This window comes from Flavobacterium adhaerens, assembly GCF_040045115.1.
GTDB lineage: Bacteria > Bacteroidota > Bacteroidia > Flavobacteriales > Flavobacteriaceae > Flavobacterium > Flavobacterium adhaerens.
In genome coordinates this window covers 599,714-619,633 of the sequence record NZ_JBDLZX010000001.1, presented here as the reverse complement: position 1 = coordinate 619,633, position 19,920 = coordinate 599,714, and the positions used below count along the sequence as shown (strand labels likewise).

The following is a 19,920-nucleotide window of genomic DNA, read 5'->3' as shown; positions in this document are numbered from 1 at the left end:
AACGTTCTGCTTTCCCTCGGCTCCCCGGCCACGTGTACCCTTGCCTCGCTCGATTTCCTTACTGGCCACCGAAAAGTAACCCTCATCCAGTTCTATCATCCCTTCCAGTGTATACCTTGCATCCCGGTTGCCCATCGCCCTGCGGAGTTTGTGTACCATCGCCCATACCGGTTCGTAACGCTTCAATCCTAATTGCTTCTGGAGTTCGTTGGTGGAGAATCCCTTTTTTGTGCAACTCATCAGGAACATCGTTTTGTACCACACCAGAAACGGCAGCTTGGAGCTCTCCATGATCGTACCGCTGCGCAACGAGGTGCGGAAACGGCAACCTTTGCATTCATAACTCCATTTACCCTGTAACCAATAATGGGAAGTGCCCCCGCATCGCTTGCAGACAACCCCTTCCTTATCACGCTGCTCCTTGAAATGCAAACGACAATCTTCCTCCGAACCGAAATGAGCCGTAAAACTGAATATGTTCATAATCCCTGCTTTTTGAGCGCTAATATACTAAAAATATTAGGTGTGTTTGCGGAGAATCAGATATTTAATTACAAAAACGATTACTATTTAAAAAAAATAATGAAATTTTCTTTCAATATGCTTTTTTGATTCTGTCCAAATCTCTTTTGGTATCTTGTTCCTTTAGCGATTCTCTTTTGTCATAGGTTTTTTTACCACGACAGAGGCCAATTTGTAGTTTTGCTAAGCCTTTTTCATTGGTAAATAATTTCAAAGGAACGATAGTGAGTCCTTTTGCTTGAACACTTCGAGCCAAACTTTTAAGTTCTCTTTTGTTCAAAAGCAATTTGCGTTCACTTCTGGATTTGTGGTTAAATTGATTTCCAAAACTATATTCCTCTATGTAGGTGTTTATTGCAAAAAGCTCACTGTTGCTATTGAATTCACAAAAACTTTCTGTAATATTTGCTTTTCCTAACCGAATAGATTTGATTTCTGTTCCAGCTAACACGATTCCAGCGGTGTAAGTTTCTAGGATTTCGTAATCAAAACGAGCTCTTTTATTAAGGATGTTGATGTTTTTTTGCATAATAAGGCAAATTTAGGAACTAATTAATGAAAGACCAATTGTTTTTTATAAAATACTATAAATTTGTACATATGAAAAAACAAGTTTCAAAAGATCCGCTTCACGGAATAACACTTCAAAAAATTGTTGAAAATTTAGTCGCTTTTTATGGTTTTGATACTTTGGGAGAACTTATTAAAATTAGATGTTTTAATATAAATCCAAGTGTAAAATCGAGTTTAACATTTTTGCGAAAAAATGAATGGGCTCGTAAGCAAGTTGAAGATTTATATGTAAAAACAATTCCAAAAATGAATTCAGAGAATTAAAAATTAAAACTGCACAATCGTTTTATAAACTTATTTGTTCAATTTTGAATAAATCAAAGTATTCAGAAAACGACCTTCGTAAAATTCATTTTCAAGCAAATGTGCTTCTTTTACAAAACCGTTTTTTTGCAATACTTTTTCAGAACCAATGTTTTCGGGATCCAAAACGGCTTCAATTGAATGTAATTTCATTTCGTCAAAACCATATTGAGCTACAGTTTGTAAAGCTTCTGAAATAATTCCTTTTCCATTAAACTCTGGAAAAAGCATATAACCAACTTCAGCTCTATAATGTTCTAATTTCATTCGATAATATCCAATAATCCCAATTACTTTTTCGGGCTCATCTAGAAAGGCTATCCCCCAATTAATGCCTGTTTTATTTTCAATCTTGTCATCAAAAACAGCAATAAGATCCAATGCTTCTTCTTCGTTTTTGAGAATAGGCCTCGGAATGTATTTCATCACTTGTAAGTTTGAACGTAAAGATAAAATAGTTTTGGCATCAATTTTAGTAAGTCTTCTTAATAGCAATCGTTTAGTTTTTAAAATAGGAAAAGGCAAAAAATTAACTTCTAGCATATTTTTTTGATTTTGATGGCTAAATAAACATTAGAAATCGTTTATAAAATTTCAATACTAAAAACGCTTTGAAAAACACTATTAGCTTCTAAAATTTGAATCCCTTCTTTATCTAAAAGTGTACCAGACTTAAGAACAGTGTCAGAATATCCAAACCATGGTTCTATACAAATAAAAGGAGCATTTGGTGGAGTCCAAATTCCTAAATCAGGAAAATTTGGATAATTTACCTTTAAAATGGGAATAGAATTTTCTAAAATGGTAATCGATTTAGATTGAATATTTTTTATAACCAAAGCATCATTTTCAAATAATTTGTAATTCAAATGTAATTGATCGTTGTCTAATTTTAAATTTGTTGTCTTATTTGAAATCAAACCATCTTCTAATAGAAAATAATCTAATGAATCCAAACGATCAAAGGCCAAACTGTAATTCTCAAAATTATTAGGTAAATTAAAAGCGGGATGAGCTCCTATAGAAAACGGCATTTTGTTATCCCCTTTATTATAAACTTTGTACTCTATTTTTAGGGTTTTATTTTCTAAAGTATAAATTAAATGCAAATCAAAATCAAATGGGTATTTGGCTTTAGTTTCCGATGTAGCAATCAACGAAAAAGTGGCGCTACTTTCTTGTTTATCTATTAATGAAAACTCCATTTCTCTAGCAAAACCATGTCGTGATAATTGATAGGTTTGGGTATCATAACAATAGGTGTTGTCTTTTAAGGTTCCGACAATAGGGAATAAAACAGGAGAATGTTTACCCCAAAATTCAGGATTTCCGTTCCAGATGTATTCTTTGTTTGTGTTATCTTTTAATGAGCACAATTCAGCTCCAAGATGTTTTATTTCGGCAGTTAAATTTTTGTTAGATAGGATTGTAGTCACAATATAAAAGTTTTTTTTGAAAGTTAAAAATAGTCACGTAAAGGTATTTTATTAATCTTATTTGAAGAAATAAAATAATAATTTAATTAAAGCAAAATTCAATCAAATTCTTATTTTTTTGATGGAATTCAATTTTTTTTCCATTAATTTGCTTGTAAGAGATAAGTTTTTTGAAATAAGCACAATGAATGTTTTCGATTTAGCGATTGTGTATTTTGTCTTATACTATTTAAAATTAAATATTTACTATATGAAAAACAATTGTTTTGCAGCCTTACTCCAAGTGGCTTTTTTAATGGTGTTCTGTATTTCATGGAGTCAAGAAACTTCAGCACCAGTATCGAAGTATAATTATCATGATGCTTTTGGTCCAATTTTTTATACAAAAGATGGTACTGCAACACGTTCTGCTAGTGGAGCACCGGGTCATGCTTATTGGCAAAATAGAGCTGATTATAAATTGACGGCAAAATTAAATGAAAATACAAACGAAATTGTTGGTAGTGGTATAGTAACTTATACGAATAATAGTAACGACAAAATGTCTTTTGTTTGGATGCATTTGGATCAAAATTTATTTAAATCCAATTCAAGAGGTAATGCATTAATACCGCTTGAAGGTAGTAGAAATGGGGCAAGAGGTGAAATTTTTGATGGAGGTCATAAAATCAAATCTGTCTCGATTGTTGCTACAACAAGCAAAGGCAAAACAGTTGAGAAAGAGGCTAAATATATCATTTCGGACACCAGAATGCAAATATTTCTTCCAGATGATTTGAAACCTAAAGGAGGAGTAGTCAAAATTAAAATTGATTTTTCATATATATCTCCAAAAGAAGGTTCTGATAGAACAGGTGTTTTAGATACCAAAAATGGTAAAATTTTCACTATCGCACAGTGGTATCCTCGTATGTGTGTTTATGATGATTTAAGAGGATGGAATACAAATCCGTATTTGGGAGCATCTGAGTTTTACTTAGAGTATGGGGATTTTGATGTTAGTATAACAGCGCCATCCAATCATATTGTGGTATGTTCAGGAGAGTTATTGAATGCAACTACTGTGTATTCAGCTACTGAACAGAAAAGACTTCTGGAAGCCAAACAGAGTGAAAAAACGGTAATGATTCGTACTGCAGAAGAAGTTGCTGCCAATGCATCAAAAATGGTAACTACAGTGAAAACTTGGCGTTTTAAAATGAAAAATGCAAGAGACGTTTCTTGGGCATCATCAGCTGCATTTATTTTGGACGGTGCTAGGATAAATTTGCCAAGTGGAGCAAAAACATTGGCTTTATCTGCATATCCAGTTGAAAGTGCTGGAAATGAAGCTTGGGGACGTTCTACTGAATATACCAAAGCTTCTATCGAAAATTATTCTAAAAGATGGTTCGAATATCCTTATCCAGTAGCAACAAATGTGGCAGGGAATGAAGGCGGAATGGAATATCCCGGAATTGTTTTTTGTGGCTGGGAATCTAAAGGTGAAGATTTATGGGGTGTAACGGATCATGAGTTTGGACACGGATGGTTTCCAATGATTGTGGGATCGAATGAGCGTTTATTTGGATGGATGGATGAAGGTTTTAATACTTTTATCAATTCTATAAGTTCAGATGAATTCAATAATGGAGAATACAAAAGTAAAGTAATGGATATGCATAAAAATGCAGATTATTTTACAAATCCAAAGACAGAACCCGTGATGAGTTCACCAGATAATATGAAAGAAAAAAACATTGGTCTTTTGTGTTATTTCAAACCGGGTAGCGGGCTAACTATGTTAAGAGAGCAGATTTTAGGGCCTGAACGTTTTGATTTTGCATTTAAGACTTATATCGAGCGTTGGGCATTTAAACATCCTGCTCCAGATGATTTTTTTAGAACAATGGAAAATGTAGCTGGTGAAGATTTGAGTTGGTTTTGGAGAGGATGGTTTATAAACAATTGGAGATTGGATCAAGGTGTAAACTCTGTTAAATATGTAAAAAATGATCCAAGCAACGGTGCTGTAATTACTATCGAGAATTTTGAAAAAATGCCAATGCCAGTCATTATGGATGTGAAGACTAAAAGCGGAAAAGTAACTCGTGTAACTTTGCCAGTCGAAATTTGGCAGCGTAATAACGATTGGTCTTTCAAAGTAAATACGACAGAAGAAATTGAAAGCGTTGTAATTGATCCAGCTCATGTGTTTCCAGATGTAAATGAGAGCAATAATACTTGGAAATCGGGTAGTGGAACAGTAGAGAAAGATGTTATTTTAGATGGATATTTAGGAAAGTTCTCTACAACTAAAGCTCCGTTGAAAATTGAATTCACAGAAAAAAATAGTGTTCTTTTTGCAGAAATAACCGATTATCCAAAATTTAGTCTTACTATGATCGGAAATGATAAATTTGAATCTAAAGAAGCTGGAGTAATCTTCGAATTCAATGAGGCTAAAAATGCCTTTGATATGATTATTAGTGATAATCAAAAAATCCCTTTTACAAGAGATAAGTAGAACAATTTATATAGATAAAAAATGGCTGTTTCAGAAAAGAAACAGCCATTTTTTTTTATCAGTTTAATAAAATTTACTCAGGTATTTGTTGACTTAAACAATGAAGTGTTCCAAATCCCCAAATAAAATCAGTCGCACTAATACCAATAATTTCTCTATCAGGAAAACATTCAGATAGAATATTTAGAGCAACACGATCATTAGAATCATTAAATGTTGGGACTAATACACAGTTATTTAAAATTAAAAAATTTGCATAACTAGCAGGTAAACGCAATCCATCAAAATCTATGCGTTTTGGCATGGGTAAAGTAACAATTATTGGAGATTTACCATCCTCAAGTTTTGCATTTTGCAGCCTTTTTAAATTATCTTGTAAAGGCTTGTAATTACTATCATTAGGATCTAATTCTACTATAGTAACAATTGTATCTTCGTTAATGAAACGACACAAATCATCTATGTGACCGTGGGTATCATCCCCTTCGATTCCGTCACCTAACCAAATTACGTTTGTAACTCCTAAATATTCCTTGAAAACAGCTTCGTAATCTTCTTTGGTAAAATTTTCGTTTCTCACCTGAATCGTTGGGTGCATTAAACACTCTTCAGAAGTTAACAAAGTTCCTCTTCCGTTTACATCAATTGCACCGCCTTCAACAATAACTGGTTTTCCTTTGTACATTACTTGAGTTACAGGAATATTTAAAAATTCTCCGACTTTTGCAGGAACATGTTTGTCTAAATTGATGTTTTTGTATTTGGCCCAACCGTTAAAATTAAAATTCAATGCTTCTCTAGTGGCACCTCTTTTTACAATAATTGGTCCAGAATCGCGCATCCAACTACGATTGGTTTTATGGATAATGAATGAAACCTGTCCCATTTTTACATGAGCCATTTCTAGCATTTCATTCACTTTTTCTTTTTGATTTTCATCGGCAACTACTAAGAAAACCTGTTCGTAAGTTGCTACTTTTTTGATGAATTCTACAAATGCCCATTGTACGGCTTCATATTTTCCAGGCCAATCTTTTCCATTATGCGGAAAACACAATAAAATCCCTTGTTGTTTTTCCCATTCTGCAGGAAATCTTCTGCTGTTTGTATTCATGCTTAATCTATTGCTCTTTTAGTAATATCCCCAAAAGCATCCACTCTTCTGTCTCTAAAGAAAGGCCAGTTCTGACGAACATTCTCTTGTAAATCCAAGTCAACTTCGGCAATTAAGATTTCTTCTTTATCGTGAGATGCTTGCGCTAAAATTTCACCTTGTGGACCTGCAATAAATGATGACCCCCAAAACTGAATTCCTGCGGTATCTGGCAAATATTGTTCTAAACCAATACGGTTGGCAGCAGCTACATAAACACCATTTGCAACGGCATGACCTTTCATAACATTCATCCAAGCACCGTGTTGGTTTTCACCATATTGTTCTTTTTCTAATGGGTGCCATCCAATAGCAGTAGGGTAGAATAACACATCAGCTCCTTGCAAAGCTGTTAATCGTGCAGCTTCTGGATACCATTGATCCCAACAAATAAGAGTTCCAATTTTACCTTTTTGAGTAGGAAATGCTTTGAAACCTAAGTCTCCAGGTGTAAAATAGAATTTTTCATAAAAAGCGGGATCATCTGGAATATGCATTTTACGATACAAACCAGCCTCTGAACCATCGGTATCAATGATGTAAGCGCTATTATGGTAAATTCCAGCCATTCTTTTTTCAAAGAAGGGAACAATGATTACAACTCCTAATTCTTTTGCTAACTCGCTAAAAGCAACAAATGAAGTACTGTATAATGGTTCTGCCAATGCAAAATTTTCTACATCTTCACTTTGACAAAAATAATGACTGCTATATAGCTCAGGTAACGAAATCACCTCTGCTCCTTGACTTGCTGCATCGCGTACCCAAGAAATGCATTTTTTAAGGTTATTTTCAGCTACATCATTAAGATTTAACTGAATAACGGCTATTTTGTATTTTTTCTTTGACATGTTAAAAAAATTAGACTGCAAAATTAGTTATTTTAAGGAGAGTTGAAGCATTGGTTTTTGGATTTTTTAACTAATATTGAATATAAAATATTAAATAAAAAGCCTTCAAAAGGGTTAACTTTTATAGGCTCTTTATTATTTGAATATTTTTGTGATGCGATTCCTTATTTTAATTAACAACTTTAAGGCTAAATGTACCGCTAGTGGAATTCCAAATTCGTAGCCATAACAATACTGTTGCTTCTGTTCCTCTAGAACCTACAATATCACCCAAATCAAGAATGCTCTCATCTTTCCATCCAATTTCTTTCAATAATTTTTTTACTGTGGTTTTGGCTTCTTCATCATTACCACAAATGAAATTAGTATGATCACCATCTTTAAGCATGGAAGGAAACACCATTAGTGTGCTCCACATTGTATTTAGAGTTTTTACCACTTTGGTAAAAGGGAATTTTTTTTGAATTTCTTCTCCCAATGAATTGGTATTACAAAGTTCAGGAATAAGGCTAATTGGAGCTCCATGACTAGTATCAACAGGAATAGAAATATCAATTAGAATTTTATTTTCAATTCCACTTTTTGCTGATTGTAAAGCTGCTATTGAAAATTCTCCTCGAACACAATTAAAAATAATTTCTCCAAAATTTGCTGCTTCTTCAAAAGTTCCCAGAGCAACATTTTTCTCATACTTATTTACAAATTCCAGGCCTTTTTCATTTGTATTTGTTTGTGAGCCCAACATGATTTGGTGTCCTAATTCGATTAATTTTGAAGCTATTGTTTTTCCAACAGCTCCAGTCCCTAAAATTGCTATTCTCATTTTGCTGAATTTTAATGGTTATGGTGAAATATAAAATTAAATAATTAAAGTTTAATTTTTAACTATTAGAATGACAAAATATTGTGCTTGTTTTAGCAATATTTAAATGTTGTTTATCTTGATTTTGATGGGGTTTTTAGCAAAGTTTGAGATTTAAAATTATAATTGAATTAACATTTTAGGTTTCAATGAAAGAGATGTTTATGGTTATTTTTGTGTAAATTAAAGAACAATATGAAAAGACCGATACCTATATCTCTATTAGAGTTAGCCATAATCACACAAGACAGCAACGCTACCGAAACGATGCAAAAAACCAAAGAATTGGCTCATCTAGCTGATGATTTGGGTTATAAAAGATTTTGGTTAGCCGAACATCATAATATGGCTCATGTAGCGAGTACAGCAACGGTAGTTTTGATTGGGTATATTGCCAGTTTGACAAAAAATATTAGAGTAGGATCGGGTGGGATTATGTTGCCAAACCATTCTCCTTTGATTGTTGCAGAGCAGTTTGGAACTTTGGCAACTTTATACCCAAATAGAATTGAATTAGGATTAGGAAGAGCTCCTGGAACCGATTCGTTAACGGCTCAAGCGATACGAAAGGATTTTTTTGAGGAATCGCAAAAATTCCCAAAGAATGTGTCTGCATTGCAAGAATATTTTTCTGTAGAAAATGAGAATGCAAAAGTTCGTGCATTTCCAGCAGAAGGGACTAATGTTCCAATCTGGATTTTGGGATCTAGTATGGATAGTGCTACACTAGCTGCTGCCTATGGATTGCCTTATGCTTTTGCTGGACATTTTGCTCCTAGACAAATGTTTCAGGCTTTTGAGTTTTATAGAGAAAATTTTAAACCCTCTCAATATCTAAACGAACCCAAAACCTTAGCTTGTGTCAATGTGATTGCAGCTGATACTGATAATGAAGCAGAGATTTTATCAACCAGTATGTATCAAATGTTTCTAAATTTGGTTCAAAATAATAGAAAACCACTTCAACCACCAGTTGAATCTTTGTCGGATTTTATGAATGAAATGAGTGAGGAAGCTCGTTTTCATGTAAATCAGATGACGGCCGGTTCTTTTATCGGAAGCAAAGAAACATTAATTAAGGAATTAAAAGATTTTATAAATCTATCTAAAATTGACGAATTGATGATTAGCTGCCCTATTTTTGATCATCAAGAGAAATTGAAAAATTTGAAATTGATTAAAGAAGTAATGGAAGAGATTTAATTTTTTCTCCAAATTTAATTTAAATTAAAATAGTAAATCCAATCATAAGCTTCATTTTCGAAACACATGATTGGATTTTATCATTAAATCTTCTATTATCTTTAACGTTATTTTTTAGGTTTTTTTACCATTCTTTCAACTGTATCAATTTTGTTTTGCAACAAATAGCTAGCCATTAACTTTTCTATTAATTCCTCTTTTGTGAGATGATGAAATATTGTTTTGATTTTAGTTTTCAACTCAGCATCAACTTCATGGTTGGGTTTGGTTTTGAAGATTTGTTTAGCCCACAAAAGCATATTATTTTCTTCAATACTTGTTTCAGTTGGTTTGTCGTATTTAATGAATTTAATACCTAATTCTCTTTCAAAATCATCAATTTCGACTACTTCTTCTGGTTGTAAAACAGTTAAAGAAAGTCCTTTGGCTCCAGCTCTTGCAGTTCTACCGCTTCGATGTACATACGTTTCATATACATCTGGCAGATGGTAATTGACTATGTAAGAAATTTCTTTTACATCTATTCCTCTAGCAGCCAAATCGGTAGCAACCAAAATATTAATATGTCCTTCACGGAACTGATTCATGATTCGGTCCCGAATTCCTTGCGATAAACTTCCGTGCAAAGCACCAGAAGAAAATTTATTTATAGCTAGATTTTTTGCTAATTTGTTTACTGCTGCTTTGGTTTTGCAGAAAATGATTCCTCGTTCCCCTTCTTTAGAATTCAAAAAATGCATCAAAACATCCAATTTTTCAATTGGTTCTACAACAATATAATTATGATCAATTCCTTGATTTCCTACAGTTTCCATGCTAGCGCTTACCTGAACAACATTTTTATTCAAATAATTTTGGATTAACTGCTTGATTGTTCCAGGCATTGTGGCCGAAAACAAAAAGGTTCTGTATTTTTTGGGCAATTCGGCAATAATTTCGTCTAATCCTTCTTTAAGAATTGAAACCATTTCGTCTGCTTCATCAAGAATTAAAAACTTTGTATCTTTTGTATTGATGGATTGACGTTGCATCAAATCTATTAATCGACCTGGAGTTGCAACGACAATATGTATTGGCGATTTTAATCTTTCTATTTGAGGTTTAATTGGAACACCCCCACAAATAGAAGCGATAGAAACTTCTGGAAGATATTTGGCAAAATTCTCTAAATTATTAAAAATTTGTTGACCTAATTCTCTGGTAGGAACCAAAATTACGGCTTGTATGCTTTGCAACTTTGGGTCTATCAGTTGTAAAATTGGCAGTCCAAAAGCAGCTGTTTTCCCAGTACCTGTTTTGGCAAGTCCAACTACATCAGAATTATTCGATAATAGTATCGGAATAATTGCTTGTTGAATTTCTGTCGGATTAACAATTCCCATTTCGGTAATCGCTTTTAGTAAAAGTTCTGAAACTCCTAAATCTGAGAATTGTTTTGACATAATTTTTTGTTTTTTATTGATTAACAAATGCTGTAAACTGTTTCTTTTTAATCAGCTTCGTTCATGATTTTTTCACGATATTTTTTCCCAATTAACAAAGTCAACCTTTGTTTGTAATCATCTAAAAGCCATTCTCTATAGTTTTTACTACATTGGCTAAGACATTTTGAAAAACGTTTAACACGATCTTCGATATCAGCTTCCAATTCTTTTGAAAGTGCTTTGGCTTCAAACAATTCTTCAGTATTATCTACACACATTGCTGCGTGTTGATCGATAGATTTGTCTAAAACTACTTTAGATCTAAGATTTTGAGCTATAGCAAGTTTGTGCTCTTCATCTACATCAAAAGTTACATCAGCTGTTTTGCTGAATTTGGCCCTCAACTCTGGAGGCATACTATATTTGAAGTGCATTTCTATTTCATTATCATCGCGCAAATTCTCTAAATAGAATTCTGGAGATTTAAAAATATGTTGCCAATTTACAGGGTCACTCCAAAGACCAAAACGAGCCGCATTATTTCCTAAATCGATTACTGTAAATTCGTCTTTTCCTGGTAATTTTCGTGAGCCACGTCCAATCATTTGAAAATATAAAGTTAATGACTTTGTTGCTCGATTTAATATAATGGTTTCAACAGTTGGCTCATCAAAACCTGTGGTAAGAATCCCTACCGAAGTAAGAATAGCATCTGGGGTATGTTTGAACCAATGAAGAATTTCTTTTCGCTCTTCGGTGCTACTCGTATTGTCAAGGTGTCGAATACCATAACCCGCTTCTCTAAAAGTTTCATAAACATATAAAGAAGTATTGATACCATTATTGAAAATTAATGTTTTTTTGCCCAAAGATTTCTCTGTGTATGCATGCAATAATTTTTCTTGCATGACCAGATTGGTGTACAAGTCATCTGAAGATTTTACTGTGTAATCCCCATTAATACCAACTTTCAGCGAGGTCAAACCTACGTCATAACTATAAGTTGTGGCTCTTGCCAAAAATCCATTTTCGATTAACGAATTAATGGTATCCCCAACAATCAATTCATCGTAACTTTGATGCATTGGCAATTTGATATTGGAACTCAATGGAGTTGCTGTAACCCCAAGAATAAAGGCATTTTTGAAAGATTTTAATAGTTTTCTAAATGAATTGTAGTGCGCTTCATCTATAATAACCAAACCAATATTGTCTAAATGTAATTTTTCGTCATTGATACGGTTTTTTAGAGTTTCAACCATAGCTACAAAACAAGAATAATCGTTTTGATCGGGAAGCTCTTTTACTTTACTGTTGATAATTTTGTTTTTAACATCAAATCCTTTCAACATTTTTGAAGTCTGCTTACACAACTCGATACGATGCGTTAATACAACCACTTTTTTATCGTGTTGTGATAAATATCGACGAACTATTTCAGAAAAAATTACTGTCTTTCCTCCACCTGTAGGCAATTGATATAGCAAATGATGCTGAGGAGGAGCATTGTCTATACGATCAAATATAGCATCAATATCTCCTTGCTGATAAGCGTATAACTCTTTTCTAGTTTCATTTTCTATTTCTAAACTCTCTTTATGCATCTTGTATTTTTGGATTTTTGCAAAAATACGCCTAAAAAACAGTTATCAAGTCTTTTTTTTTTAAATTATTGCTTGGAATTGAACTAAAATTATTTTTAACGTTGATTTTTAATCTTCTAAAAGAGTTATACTGACCTTAAAATCGTAATGATTTTTCCATTTTTGATCTAAAGTCTCTTGAAAAATGGCCAATATTCGGTTTTTAAACTCTCCTATAATACCTTTTGTAATGATGAAATTTAATGCTTGATCGAAAGAATTGTGCATACTTTTATAAAACAAATCCTGTTTGATAAAATTTTCAGAGGCAAAAGTTTGGGCAATTTCGATATTATAAAGCATCACATCTGCAATCACAAAAGGATCTACGCCCAAGAGAATAAAATGTTTGATGTATTTTTGAGCTACAGAGCGTCTCATTTTGGGTTTCTTCTTTTTCCCTTTGGCTTGAATTGGAAAATATTCATGTGAAATTTTGAGCTTGCATTCCTTCAATAAAGCATCTTCTTTTGGATTAAAAACAAAATCATAATACACTTTTACGGGACTGAATTTGTCATACAATTCTAGAATTTGTTCTTCTAATTGCTGCTTGTTCAGTTCGTTCAAATATTTTTTTAGATCTCGTTTGCTCATTGGTTCAAAAAATTATAAATACAAAAGTAATTTCTTTATTTGGCAATACCACAATTACCAATGTTATTACTTAATTTTGCTCGAGTATTAGTTTCTTTTACAACTTATACATTTTTTATTTATCATTTATTTATTCATTTTTTCTCATGTTAAAAATTTTTAAAGTTACCGCTATTTTAGAAGGAATCTCTTATTTAGTTTTAATGGCAAACATGCTCTTTCTCAAATCAAACAATCCAGAACTTTATCATATTATCGTGAAGCCATTTGGTTACGCTCACGGTATATTATTTATCGGATATATTGTATTGGCATTCTTGCTAAAAAGCCCTCAAAAATGGGATTTAAAAACATTTGGTATCATATTAATCGCTTCCTTAATACCATTTGGAACTTTTTATATCGAGAAAAAATATTTGTAGAAAATGGATAAAGCCATACACACACTTTTTACATTCCTTTATCCTATTTTTAGGGATTGGGGAATAAACCAGACGATTGCAACTTATATGAGTTTAATTTTAAACTCAATTTTGTTGTGTATTTTGGTGTATGGTTTGTATAAGCTCTTTCGATATTTATTGGTTCGGATTTTAATAGCGACTTCGCGAAATACCAAAACCAGATTCGATGATTTGTTGGTAAGAAACAAAACTGCAACATATTTGTCGTATCTATTTCCTTTGTTTTTTGTTGTAAAATCGGTTCCTGTTGTTTTGGATAAGTTTGAATATTGGGAAAATATTTTCGGACAAGGAGTGAGAGCTTATCTGATATTGATGATTTTATGGATAATTCGAAGTGTTTTCAGTGCGCTACGTGATTATTTAAAATTAATTCCAAGATACAGTGATAAGCCAATCGATAGTTTTATTCAAGTAATAATGATTGTGCTTTGGATGATTGGTTTAACATTTGTTGTTGCTAAATTATTTGGTATAGATCAAAAAGAGTTGCTTACAATTTTAGGAGCTGTTTCGGCAATTATCATACTGGTTTTCAGAGATACTATTCTTGGTTTTGTGGCCAGTGTTCAGGTTGCTATAAACGATATGGTTCGAATAGGTGACTGGATAACTATGGAAAAATATGGTGCCGACGGAGATGTAATCGAAATTAATTTGGCTACCGTAAAAGTTAGAAATTTCGACAACACTACTACGACAATCCCAACCTATAGTTTGAGTTCGGACTCTTTTCAGAACTGGAGAGGAATGCTTAATTCTAAAGGAAGACGTATCAAAAGACACATTTTGATCAAAGCATCAAGTATTCGTTTTTTGGAAGCTGAAGAATTACTCAATTTGAAAAAAATTGAACTTTTGAGTGATTATATTGATACTCGAAAAACGGAGATAGACAATTACAATCTTACCCATGAAATTGACAAAAGTATTGCTATAAATGGGCGAAACATAACAAACCTAGGTTTGTTTCGCAAATACATTATTCAATATCTAAATCAAAATTCTAGCTTAAATAAAGAAATGACAATGATGTGCAGACAATTGCAACCTACACCTTATGGAATTCCTTTAGAAGTTTATACATTTTCCAAAGACAAACGCTTTGAAAACTACGAATATATAATGGCCGATATATTTGATCATATTATTTCGTCAGTTCCTTATTTTGATTTGGAAATTTTTTCAATGCCATCAGAATTGGATGTAAAAAAATAAAACATTCTTTGTTATTGATCTGTTTTCGAATCAATAAGAAAGAACGTTTCTTTTTAAATCTCTTAATTTATCCTGTTTTTTACGTACTCAATTTCGGTTTTTCCGTGTGCTTTTGGCTTTCCATCTTCGCCTAAATTGACCATAACAGTCTCATCAATAGTAATAATGGTTTCTCGGGTCATCATATTACGAGCTTCACATTTTAGCACTAATGAGGTGTGTCCGAATTTAACAACATCTATTCCAATTTCGACGATATCACCTTGTCTAGCAGAACTCCTAAAATTGATTTCGGACATGTGCTTGGTCACAATTCTAGGATTTTCTAATTGTACAATCGAGTATAAAGCTAATTCTTCGTCTAACCAAGCTAATAATTTGCCTCCAAACAAAGAACCATTCGGGTTTAAGTCTTCCGGCTTTACCCATTTTCTAGTATGAAATCTCATTTTTTGTTAATTTTATAATGCAAAATTAAAGCATTACTAAGAGTAAATTTCATATTTTTAATAAAAAAAACAAATGGACGATAGAGATAAATTAATCAGAGAAATTCGTGGAGAATCTTTTGGAGACATCAATATTCAATCCTTATCCGAAGAATTATTCCAGAATGAAGTAATTAGGCCAATTATAAAATTACAGAATGATTTGTTTATAGCATCATTTCTAAATTTCATTAGTAAATACAAAAGAGATTTTTATACCAAATCCATTGAAAACAAATTATTGATAATTGAAAATGCGATTCAAAAAGACATCAAATTTAGAAATTCGCTTAAAGGAATGATAATTGCCTTGTTTACAACCGAAGAATACGGACTATATATTAAAAACTCATCTAGTCTAAATAAAAGAATGATGAATTTAGTTATAGAAAGTTTAAAAAATCAAGTTCAATTATTTGATAATCAACAATTAGCTTGATATAAAAAGATTCGATAAAATATTTCTTAAAACGGCCATTAAAGCAAGTAGATGGCTTTTTTTTATTAAAATCAGACGTAAATTATTTAAATTGGTTCTAATTATTTACGCTAATTTAACTTGTTAATATTTTCGTAAAATATTCTTAATCTAAAAGTCATTATTTGAATAATATCTGTTAACTCTTTCACGATTTTAACATCATAGTTTTGTTGAAAAATAAAAAAAATATAAACTATGAAATTTAATTATTTAAAAACAGCAGGTCTATTATCTGTATTAAGTTTAGCTACATTCAGCTGTCAAAATGATGACAACAATTCTAATGAACCAAATGCTACTATTGATTTTGACAATGTTTCTTCAGTTCCAGCATTGGTTGTTGCCAAAGAAGGATTTGAAAACTTAAAAATTACAGCAATGATCAGTAGTCCTGATGTTTTATCTGGGTCACCTAGTTTTGTCTATGGAGCACAACCTGATGGAGCTGGATTTATGAAAGATCCAAATAGTGATGGTTATATTATGATTACCAATCACGAAATTCTTCAATCGGTATCAAGAGTTTATTTTGATAAAACGTTAAAAGCGACTAAAGGAGAATACATTTTGGATGGAACAGGAGGGATGACAAGATTGTGTTCTGCAACTTTAGCAACTCCAGAAATTCATGGTTTTTCAATGTTTTTAACTGCTGGAGAAAGTGGTGAAGAAAGTATGGTTCACGGAATTGATCCGCTAGGTTTGGTAACAGATAAAAGCAGAAAAGACAGAATTTTGCCTGCATTAGGAAAAGCTAGTATGGAAAACGCTGTGCCACTTCCTAAAGAAGCTTATCCTGGTAAAACAGTTATTTTAATCGGAGAAGATCAATCATACGGAACTTCACACGCAAGTGCTGGTCAGGTTATTATGTATGTGAGTAATACGGTTGGAGATTTGGCAAACGGTAAATTATATGCGTTGAAAAGAAATGACGGAAATCAAGTAGAAACTTCAATGAATATAGGAAGTTCTTTTGACGTGTCTTTCGTTGAAATTCCTAATGCTAAAAATATAACAGGAGCCGAAATCAATACAACGGTAAATAGTTTAGGTGCTATCCGTTTTTCTAGAGTAGAAGATGTTGATTACCGAAAAGGTTCTGCAAAAAACAACCGCGAAGTTTATTTTACAGCAACTGGTCAGGCAACAAACAATGCTCCTGTAGAAGGATATACAATGTGGGGTAGAGTATATAAATTGGTTCTAAACGATACCAATCCATTGGTTGGTAAATTAGAATTAGTAGTTGAAGGCGATTCTACTCCAGGAACTGGAATCATCAATCCAGATAATCTTTGCGTAACCGAAAACTATGTGTACATTCAAGAAGATGGTGACTCATTTTATGCTGATGCTAAACACGATTCATACATTTGGCAATACAATATTGCTACAAAAGCCAATAAACCTTGGTTAACAATGAATCATAAAAGAGAAGATGCAACTTGGAACGAAACGTACAACACACTTGGAGGAACAATGAAATTGGGAAGCTGGGAATATGGCGCAATGCAAGATATCTCAGATGTGATTGGAGTACCAAATACTTTCCTTGTAAATATCCATCCGCATACTTGGCAAAAAGACACTTTCCAATTTGCAGATGGTAGTAAAGTAAGCTCTAATAAAGAAGGTGGACAAACTGTAATTATCAGAAATGTTCAAAAATAATTTTTGAAATTCAATCCATAGAGGCTGTCTAAAAAGCATAATCTTGTCAAGCTGAACTTGTTTCAGCTTCTATAAATGCTTAATTATTTGACTGTTTTAGATTCCGAAATAAATACGGAATGACAAAACAAGACTTTTTGGATAGCCTCTTTGTTTTTTAAGTATCTAAATAAAAGAATGAAATTGTTTACACATAATTGGAATAAAAAAATAGCATTCTTCCTTGGTTTTACGATAGTGATTCTGATTGCAGGTTGTGAGAAAGAATATACAGAAGTAACTGTACAGCAGGAACTTATTACTGATATTCAGAAATTAAATCAAAAGGTAATTGATTTAAAAAAAATAGTTGAACAAAATAATATCGAAAAAGAAATACAACAATCCTTTAATGAAGCTCGATTAGAGTATAAAAAAATTGAATGGGCTGTTGAATATTTTGCACCAAATCCTGCCCGATTCATTAATGGTCCTGCCTTAGATGAATTAGAAGTCGCCGAAAATACTTTTTTCCCTCCAAAGGGTTTTCAAGTTATCGAAGAATTAATTTACCCTAATTTTTCTGTTGATAATAAAGAAGAATTAATCAGAGAAATTAAAATTTTAAGTGGGACTTTAAAACAAGTAGAACGACATTTTAGTGCTATCACGATTTCAAATTCACACATTATCGATGCTTCAAAGATGGAAGTCAATCGAATTATGGCACTCGGAATTACAGGTTTTGATTCGCCTATTGCTTTTCAATCCATTCCTGAAGCAAGTGTAAGTTTGGGTTCACTGCAAAATTTAATTGCTAAGGTAAAATTTGAGAATACGGAATCGGATAAATGCAAAAAAGAAATCGCCGAAATTATAAAAAAAGCAAAAGAATTTTGTTCTAAAAATACTGATTTTAAAGAATTTGATAGGCTTTATTTTATTAAAAACTTTACAATTCCGTTGAGTAAAAAGCTGCTTGCTTTTCAAAAAATCAACAAAATTGAAAACACTAATAGAAACACAGTTGTCAATCCAAATTCAGAATCCATTTTTAATAAAAATGCTTTTAATGTAAACGCATTTATTCCTTCAGATGAATATCAATTCTCCGAAAACAAAGCCACTTTAGGAAGACTGTTGTTTTATGAAAACTCTCTTTCGGATAACAACAATAGAAGCTGTTCGTCTTGCCACGATCCGAAAAAAGCATTTACTGATGGATTGAAAACCAATCAATCTTTAACTGGGATAAACTTGAATAGAAACACACCTACTTTGACTTACGCTTCGTTACAAAATGCCCAATTCTGGGATATGCGACAATTGGATTTAGAAAAACAGAGTTTAGATGTGATTCAAAATAAAGATGAAATGCACGGAAATATTACTAAAGCAATTGCTGTTTTGAATAAAGATGAAAAATATCAAAAGCTGTTTAAAAAAGCATTTCCAAAATCCAAAAAAATAGAAGAATGGCAAATCCAAAATGCGCTGGCGAGTTACATTCGTTCGTTGAATGCGTTTGATAGTAAATTCGATAACTTCATGCGAGGAGATTCGGATGATTTTACTTCAGAAGAAAAACTGGGTTTCAATATTTTTGCTGGAAAATCCAAATGTGCAACTTGTCATTTCATTCCTTTGTTTAATGGAACTGTTCCGCCAAGTTATCAAAAAACGGAGCAAGAAGTCATTGGTACCCCAAAAGATAAAAACGGAAAAAAAATCAGTCCTGATTTAGGACGTTATTTACAATATGAAATGCCACAATTAAAAAACGCTTTCAAAACTCCATCATTAAGAAATGTTGCTGTCACGGCTCCCTATATGCACAATGGAGTATTTTCAACTTTAGAAGAAGTTATAGATTTTTATAATAGAGGAGGAGGAGTTGGTTTAGGAATTCATGTTGAAAACCAGACATTACCTTCAGATGAATTAGAATTAACACCAAAAGAAACTAAAGCTTTAGTTGCCTTTATGAAAACCTTGACGGATAAAGAATATCAATAATTGCTATTAAAAACTATCTTTTATTTTTAAATTTTCAGCCTTACTCCAAAACAAACCTCGTTATAATTGTTTTAAACGAGGTTTGTTTTTATAATTTGTTGGTTAAGTTTATAAAAAAACTACCGCATTTCATTTTAGTTCACAGCTATCCGAAAGTTTTACATAATGATATAAAAAATGTCTGCAGCCCTTATAAACAGGGTGCGACATATAAATTATTCCTGAAAATAATCTAGTGTCTGTCTTTTATTGGCTTTGCTATTTTGATATACATGTCCTGTTATGGATTGTTGTAAAAATCTATTGACTTTTTTAGGCTAGCGTAAACAGATAATACGTTAGTTTTTAGTAACACTTTTGGCAGAAATTTCACTTTTTAAAGTATTCTGAGCAACTTACAATTCATCATATATAAGTCCTCTAAAGAATAATCATCTGTTTTTTTAATTATAATATTTGTAAAAAAGAGTATTAATCTTTTAATATATGTTTAAAAAGAATTATTGTCTGATTTTTGGTTAATTTTA

At 32.3% G+C, this 19,920-nt stretch carries 18 protein-coding genes and 1 pseudogene; 8 read left to right on the top strand and 11 right to left on the bottom strand.

Features of this window, described 5'->3' with window-relative positions:
• Both ABEB18_RS02690 and smpB read right to left on the bottom strand, forming a co-directional pair.
• Window positions 1-483, bottom strand: a pseudogene (locus tag ABEB18_RS02690) (IS1595-like element ISBbi1 family transposase); the annotation flags it as partial.
• Window positions 484-595: 112 nt separating this feature from the next.
• Window positions 596-1,051, bottom strand: coding sequence for an SsrA-binding protein SmpB (smpB, locus tag ABEB18_RS02685; RefSeq protein WP_348797469.1), 456 nt, complete (start codon window positions 1,049-1,051; stop codon window positions 596-598).
• A gap of 71 nt (window positions 1,052-1,122) precedes the next feature.
• Between smpB and ABEB18_RS02680 the strand changes: the two genes are divergently transcribed.
• Window positions 1,123-1,359 carry a VF530 family protein gene (locus ABEB18_RS02680; protein WP_348797468.1) on the top strand — a complete coding sequence of 79 codons (237 nt, stop codon included), beginning with the start codon at window positions 1,123-1,125 and terminating at the stop codon, window positions 1,357-1,359.
• A gap of 30 nt (window positions 1,360-1,389) precedes the next feature.
• Here the strand turns inward: ABEB18_RS02680 and ABEB18_RS02675 are convergent, their stop codons facing one another.
• Both ABEB18_RS02675 and ABEB18_RS02670 read right to left on the bottom strand, forming a co-directional pair.
• Window positions 1,390-1,941 (bottom strand): GNAT family N-acetyltransferase, encoded by a 552-nt coding sequence (locus ABEB18_RS02675; RefSeq protein ID WP_348797467.1) that lies wholly within the window; start codon window positions 1,939-1,941, stop codon window positions 1,390-1,392.
• 41 nt (window positions 1,942-1,982) lie between these two features.
• Window positions 1,983-2,834, bottom strand: coding sequence for an aldose 1-epimerase family protein (locus tag ABEB18_RS02670; protein WP_348797466.1), 852 nt, complete (start codon window positions 2,832-2,834; stop codon window positions 1,983-1,985).
• A gap of 250 nt (window positions 2,835-3,084) precedes the next feature.
• Between ABEB18_RS02670 and ABEB18_RS02665 the strand changes: the two genes are divergently transcribed.
• Complete coding sequence (locus ABEB18_RS02665; protein ID WP_348797465.1) at window positions 3,085-5,340, top strand: M1 family metallopeptidase; 2,256 nt, start codon at window positions 3,085-3,087, stop codon at window positions 5,338-5,340.
• 73 nt (window positions 5,341-5,413) lie between these two features.
• Here the strand turns inward: ABEB18_RS02665 and ABEB18_RS02660 are convergent, their stop codons facing one another.
• From ABEB18_RS02660 to ABEB18_RS02650, 3 genes are all read right to left on the bottom strand, one after another.
• Window positions 5,414-6,454 carry an agmatine deiminase family protein gene (locus tag ABEB18_RS02660; RefSeq protein WP_348797464.1) on the bottom strand — a complete coding sequence of 347 codons (1,041 nt, stop codon included), beginning with the start codon at window positions 6,452-6,454 and terminating at the stop codon, window positions 5,414-5,416.
• 2 nt (window positions 6,455-6,456) lie between these two features.
• A complete protein-coding gene (locus ABEB18_RS02655; protein WP_348797463.1) occupies window positions 6,457-7,344 on the bottom strand; it encodes a carbon-nitrogen hydrolase in 888 nt (295 codons plus the stop codon).
• A gap of 169 nt (window positions 7,345-7,513) precedes the next feature.
• Entirely contained in the window at window positions 7,514-8,167 is a 654-nt protein-coding gene (locus ABEB18_RS02650) for an NADPH-dependent F420 reductase (protein WP_348797462.1), read from the bottom strand.
• Between the two features lie 234 nt (window positions 8,168-8,401).
• Between ABEB18_RS02650 and ABEB18_RS02645 the strand changes: the two genes are divergently transcribed.
• Window positions 8,402-9,409, top strand: a complete 1,008-nt coding sequence (locus ABEB18_RS02645) for an LLM class flavin-dependent oxidoreductase (RefSeq protein WP_348797460.1) — start codon at window positions 8,402-8,404, stop codon at window positions 9,407-9,409.
• Window positions 9,410-9,516: 107 nt separating this feature from the next.
• Here the strand turns inward: ABEB18_RS02645 and ABEB18_RS02640 are convergent, their stop codons facing one another.
• The 3 genes from ABEB18_RS02640 to ABEB18_RS02630 all read right to left on the bottom strand — a co-directional run bounded on the left by ABEB18_RS02640 (window position 9,517) and on the right by ABEB18_RS02630 (window position 13,073).
• A complete protein-coding gene (locus ABEB18_RS02640; protein WP_348797459.1) occupies window positions 9,517-10,851 on the bottom strand; it encodes a DEAD/DEAH box helicase in 1,335 nt (444 codons plus the stop codon).
• 47 nt (window positions 10,852-10,898) lie between these two features.
• Window positions 10,899-12,437 (bottom strand): DEAD/DEAH box helicase, encoded by a 1,539-nt coding sequence (locus ABEB18_RS02635; protein WP_348797458.1) that lies wholly within the window; start codon window positions 12,435-12,437, stop codon window positions 10,899-10,901.
• Window positions 12,438-12,545: 108 nt separating this feature from the next.
• Window positions 12,546-13,073 carry a DUF6155 family protein gene (locus tag ABEB18_RS02630; RefSeq protein WP_348797457.1) on the bottom strand — a complete coding sequence of 176 codons (528 nt, stop codon included), beginning with the start codon at window positions 13,071-13,073 and terminating at the stop codon, window positions 12,546-12,548.
• A 146-nt stretch (window positions 13,074-13,219) separates the two neighbouring features.
• Here ABEB18_RS02630 and ABEB18_RS02625 point away from each other — a divergent pair, with 146 nt between their 5' ends.
• Both ABEB18_RS02625 and ABEB18_RS02620 read left to right on the top strand, forming a co-directional pair.
• Window positions 13,220-13,495 carry a DUF3817 domain-containing protein gene (locus ABEB18_RS02625; RefSeq protein WP_348797456.1) on the top strand — a complete coding sequence of 92 codons (276 nt, stop codon included), beginning with the start codon at window positions 13,220-13,222 and terminating at the stop codon, window positions 13,493-13,495.
• Window positions 13,496-13,498: 3 nt separating this feature from the next.
• Window positions 13,499-14,755, top strand: coding sequence for a mechanosensitive ion channel family protein (locus ABEB18_RS02620; protein WP_348797455.1), 1,257 nt, complete (start codon window positions 13,499-13,501; stop codon window positions 14,753-14,755).
• Window positions 14,756-14,817: 62 nt separating this feature from the next.
• On the opposite strand, the gene ABEB18_RS02615 is transcribed toward ABEB18_RS02620, so the two are convergent.
• On the bottom strand, window positions 14,818-15,204 hold the full coding sequence (locus tag ABEB18_RS02615) for an acyl-CoA thioesterase (RefSeq protein ID WP_348797454.1): 387 nt from the start codon (window positions 15,202-15,204) through the stop codon (window positions 14,818-14,820).
• 73 nt (window positions 15,205-15,277) lie between these two features.
• Between ABEB18_RS02615 and ABEB18_RS02610 the strand changes: the two genes are divergently transcribed.
• The 3 genes from ABEB18_RS02610 to ABEB18_RS02600 all read left to right on the top strand — a co-directional run bounded on the left by ABEB18_RS02610 (window position 15,278) and on the right by ABEB18_RS02600 (window position 19,393).
• Window positions 15,278-15,682, top strand: a complete 405-nt coding sequence (locus ABEB18_RS02610; protein WP_348797452.1) for a glyoxalase — start codon at window positions 15,278-15,280, stop codon at window positions 15,680-15,682.
• 237 nt (window positions 15,683-15,919) lie between these two features.
• A complete protein-coding gene (locus ABEB18_RS02605; protein ID WP_348797451.1) occupies window positions 15,920-17,398 on the top strand; it encodes an alkaline phosphatase PhoX in 1,479 nt (492 codons plus the stop codon).
• 177 nt (window positions 17,399-17,575) lie between these two features.
• Window positions 17,576-19,393 (top strand): cytochrome-c peroxidase, encoded by a 1,818-nt coding sequence (locus ABEB18_RS02600; protein ID WP_348797450.1) that lies wholly within the window; start codon window positions 17,576-17,578, stop codon window positions 19,391-19,393.
• Window positions 19,394-19,920: the final 527 nt, after the last annotated feature.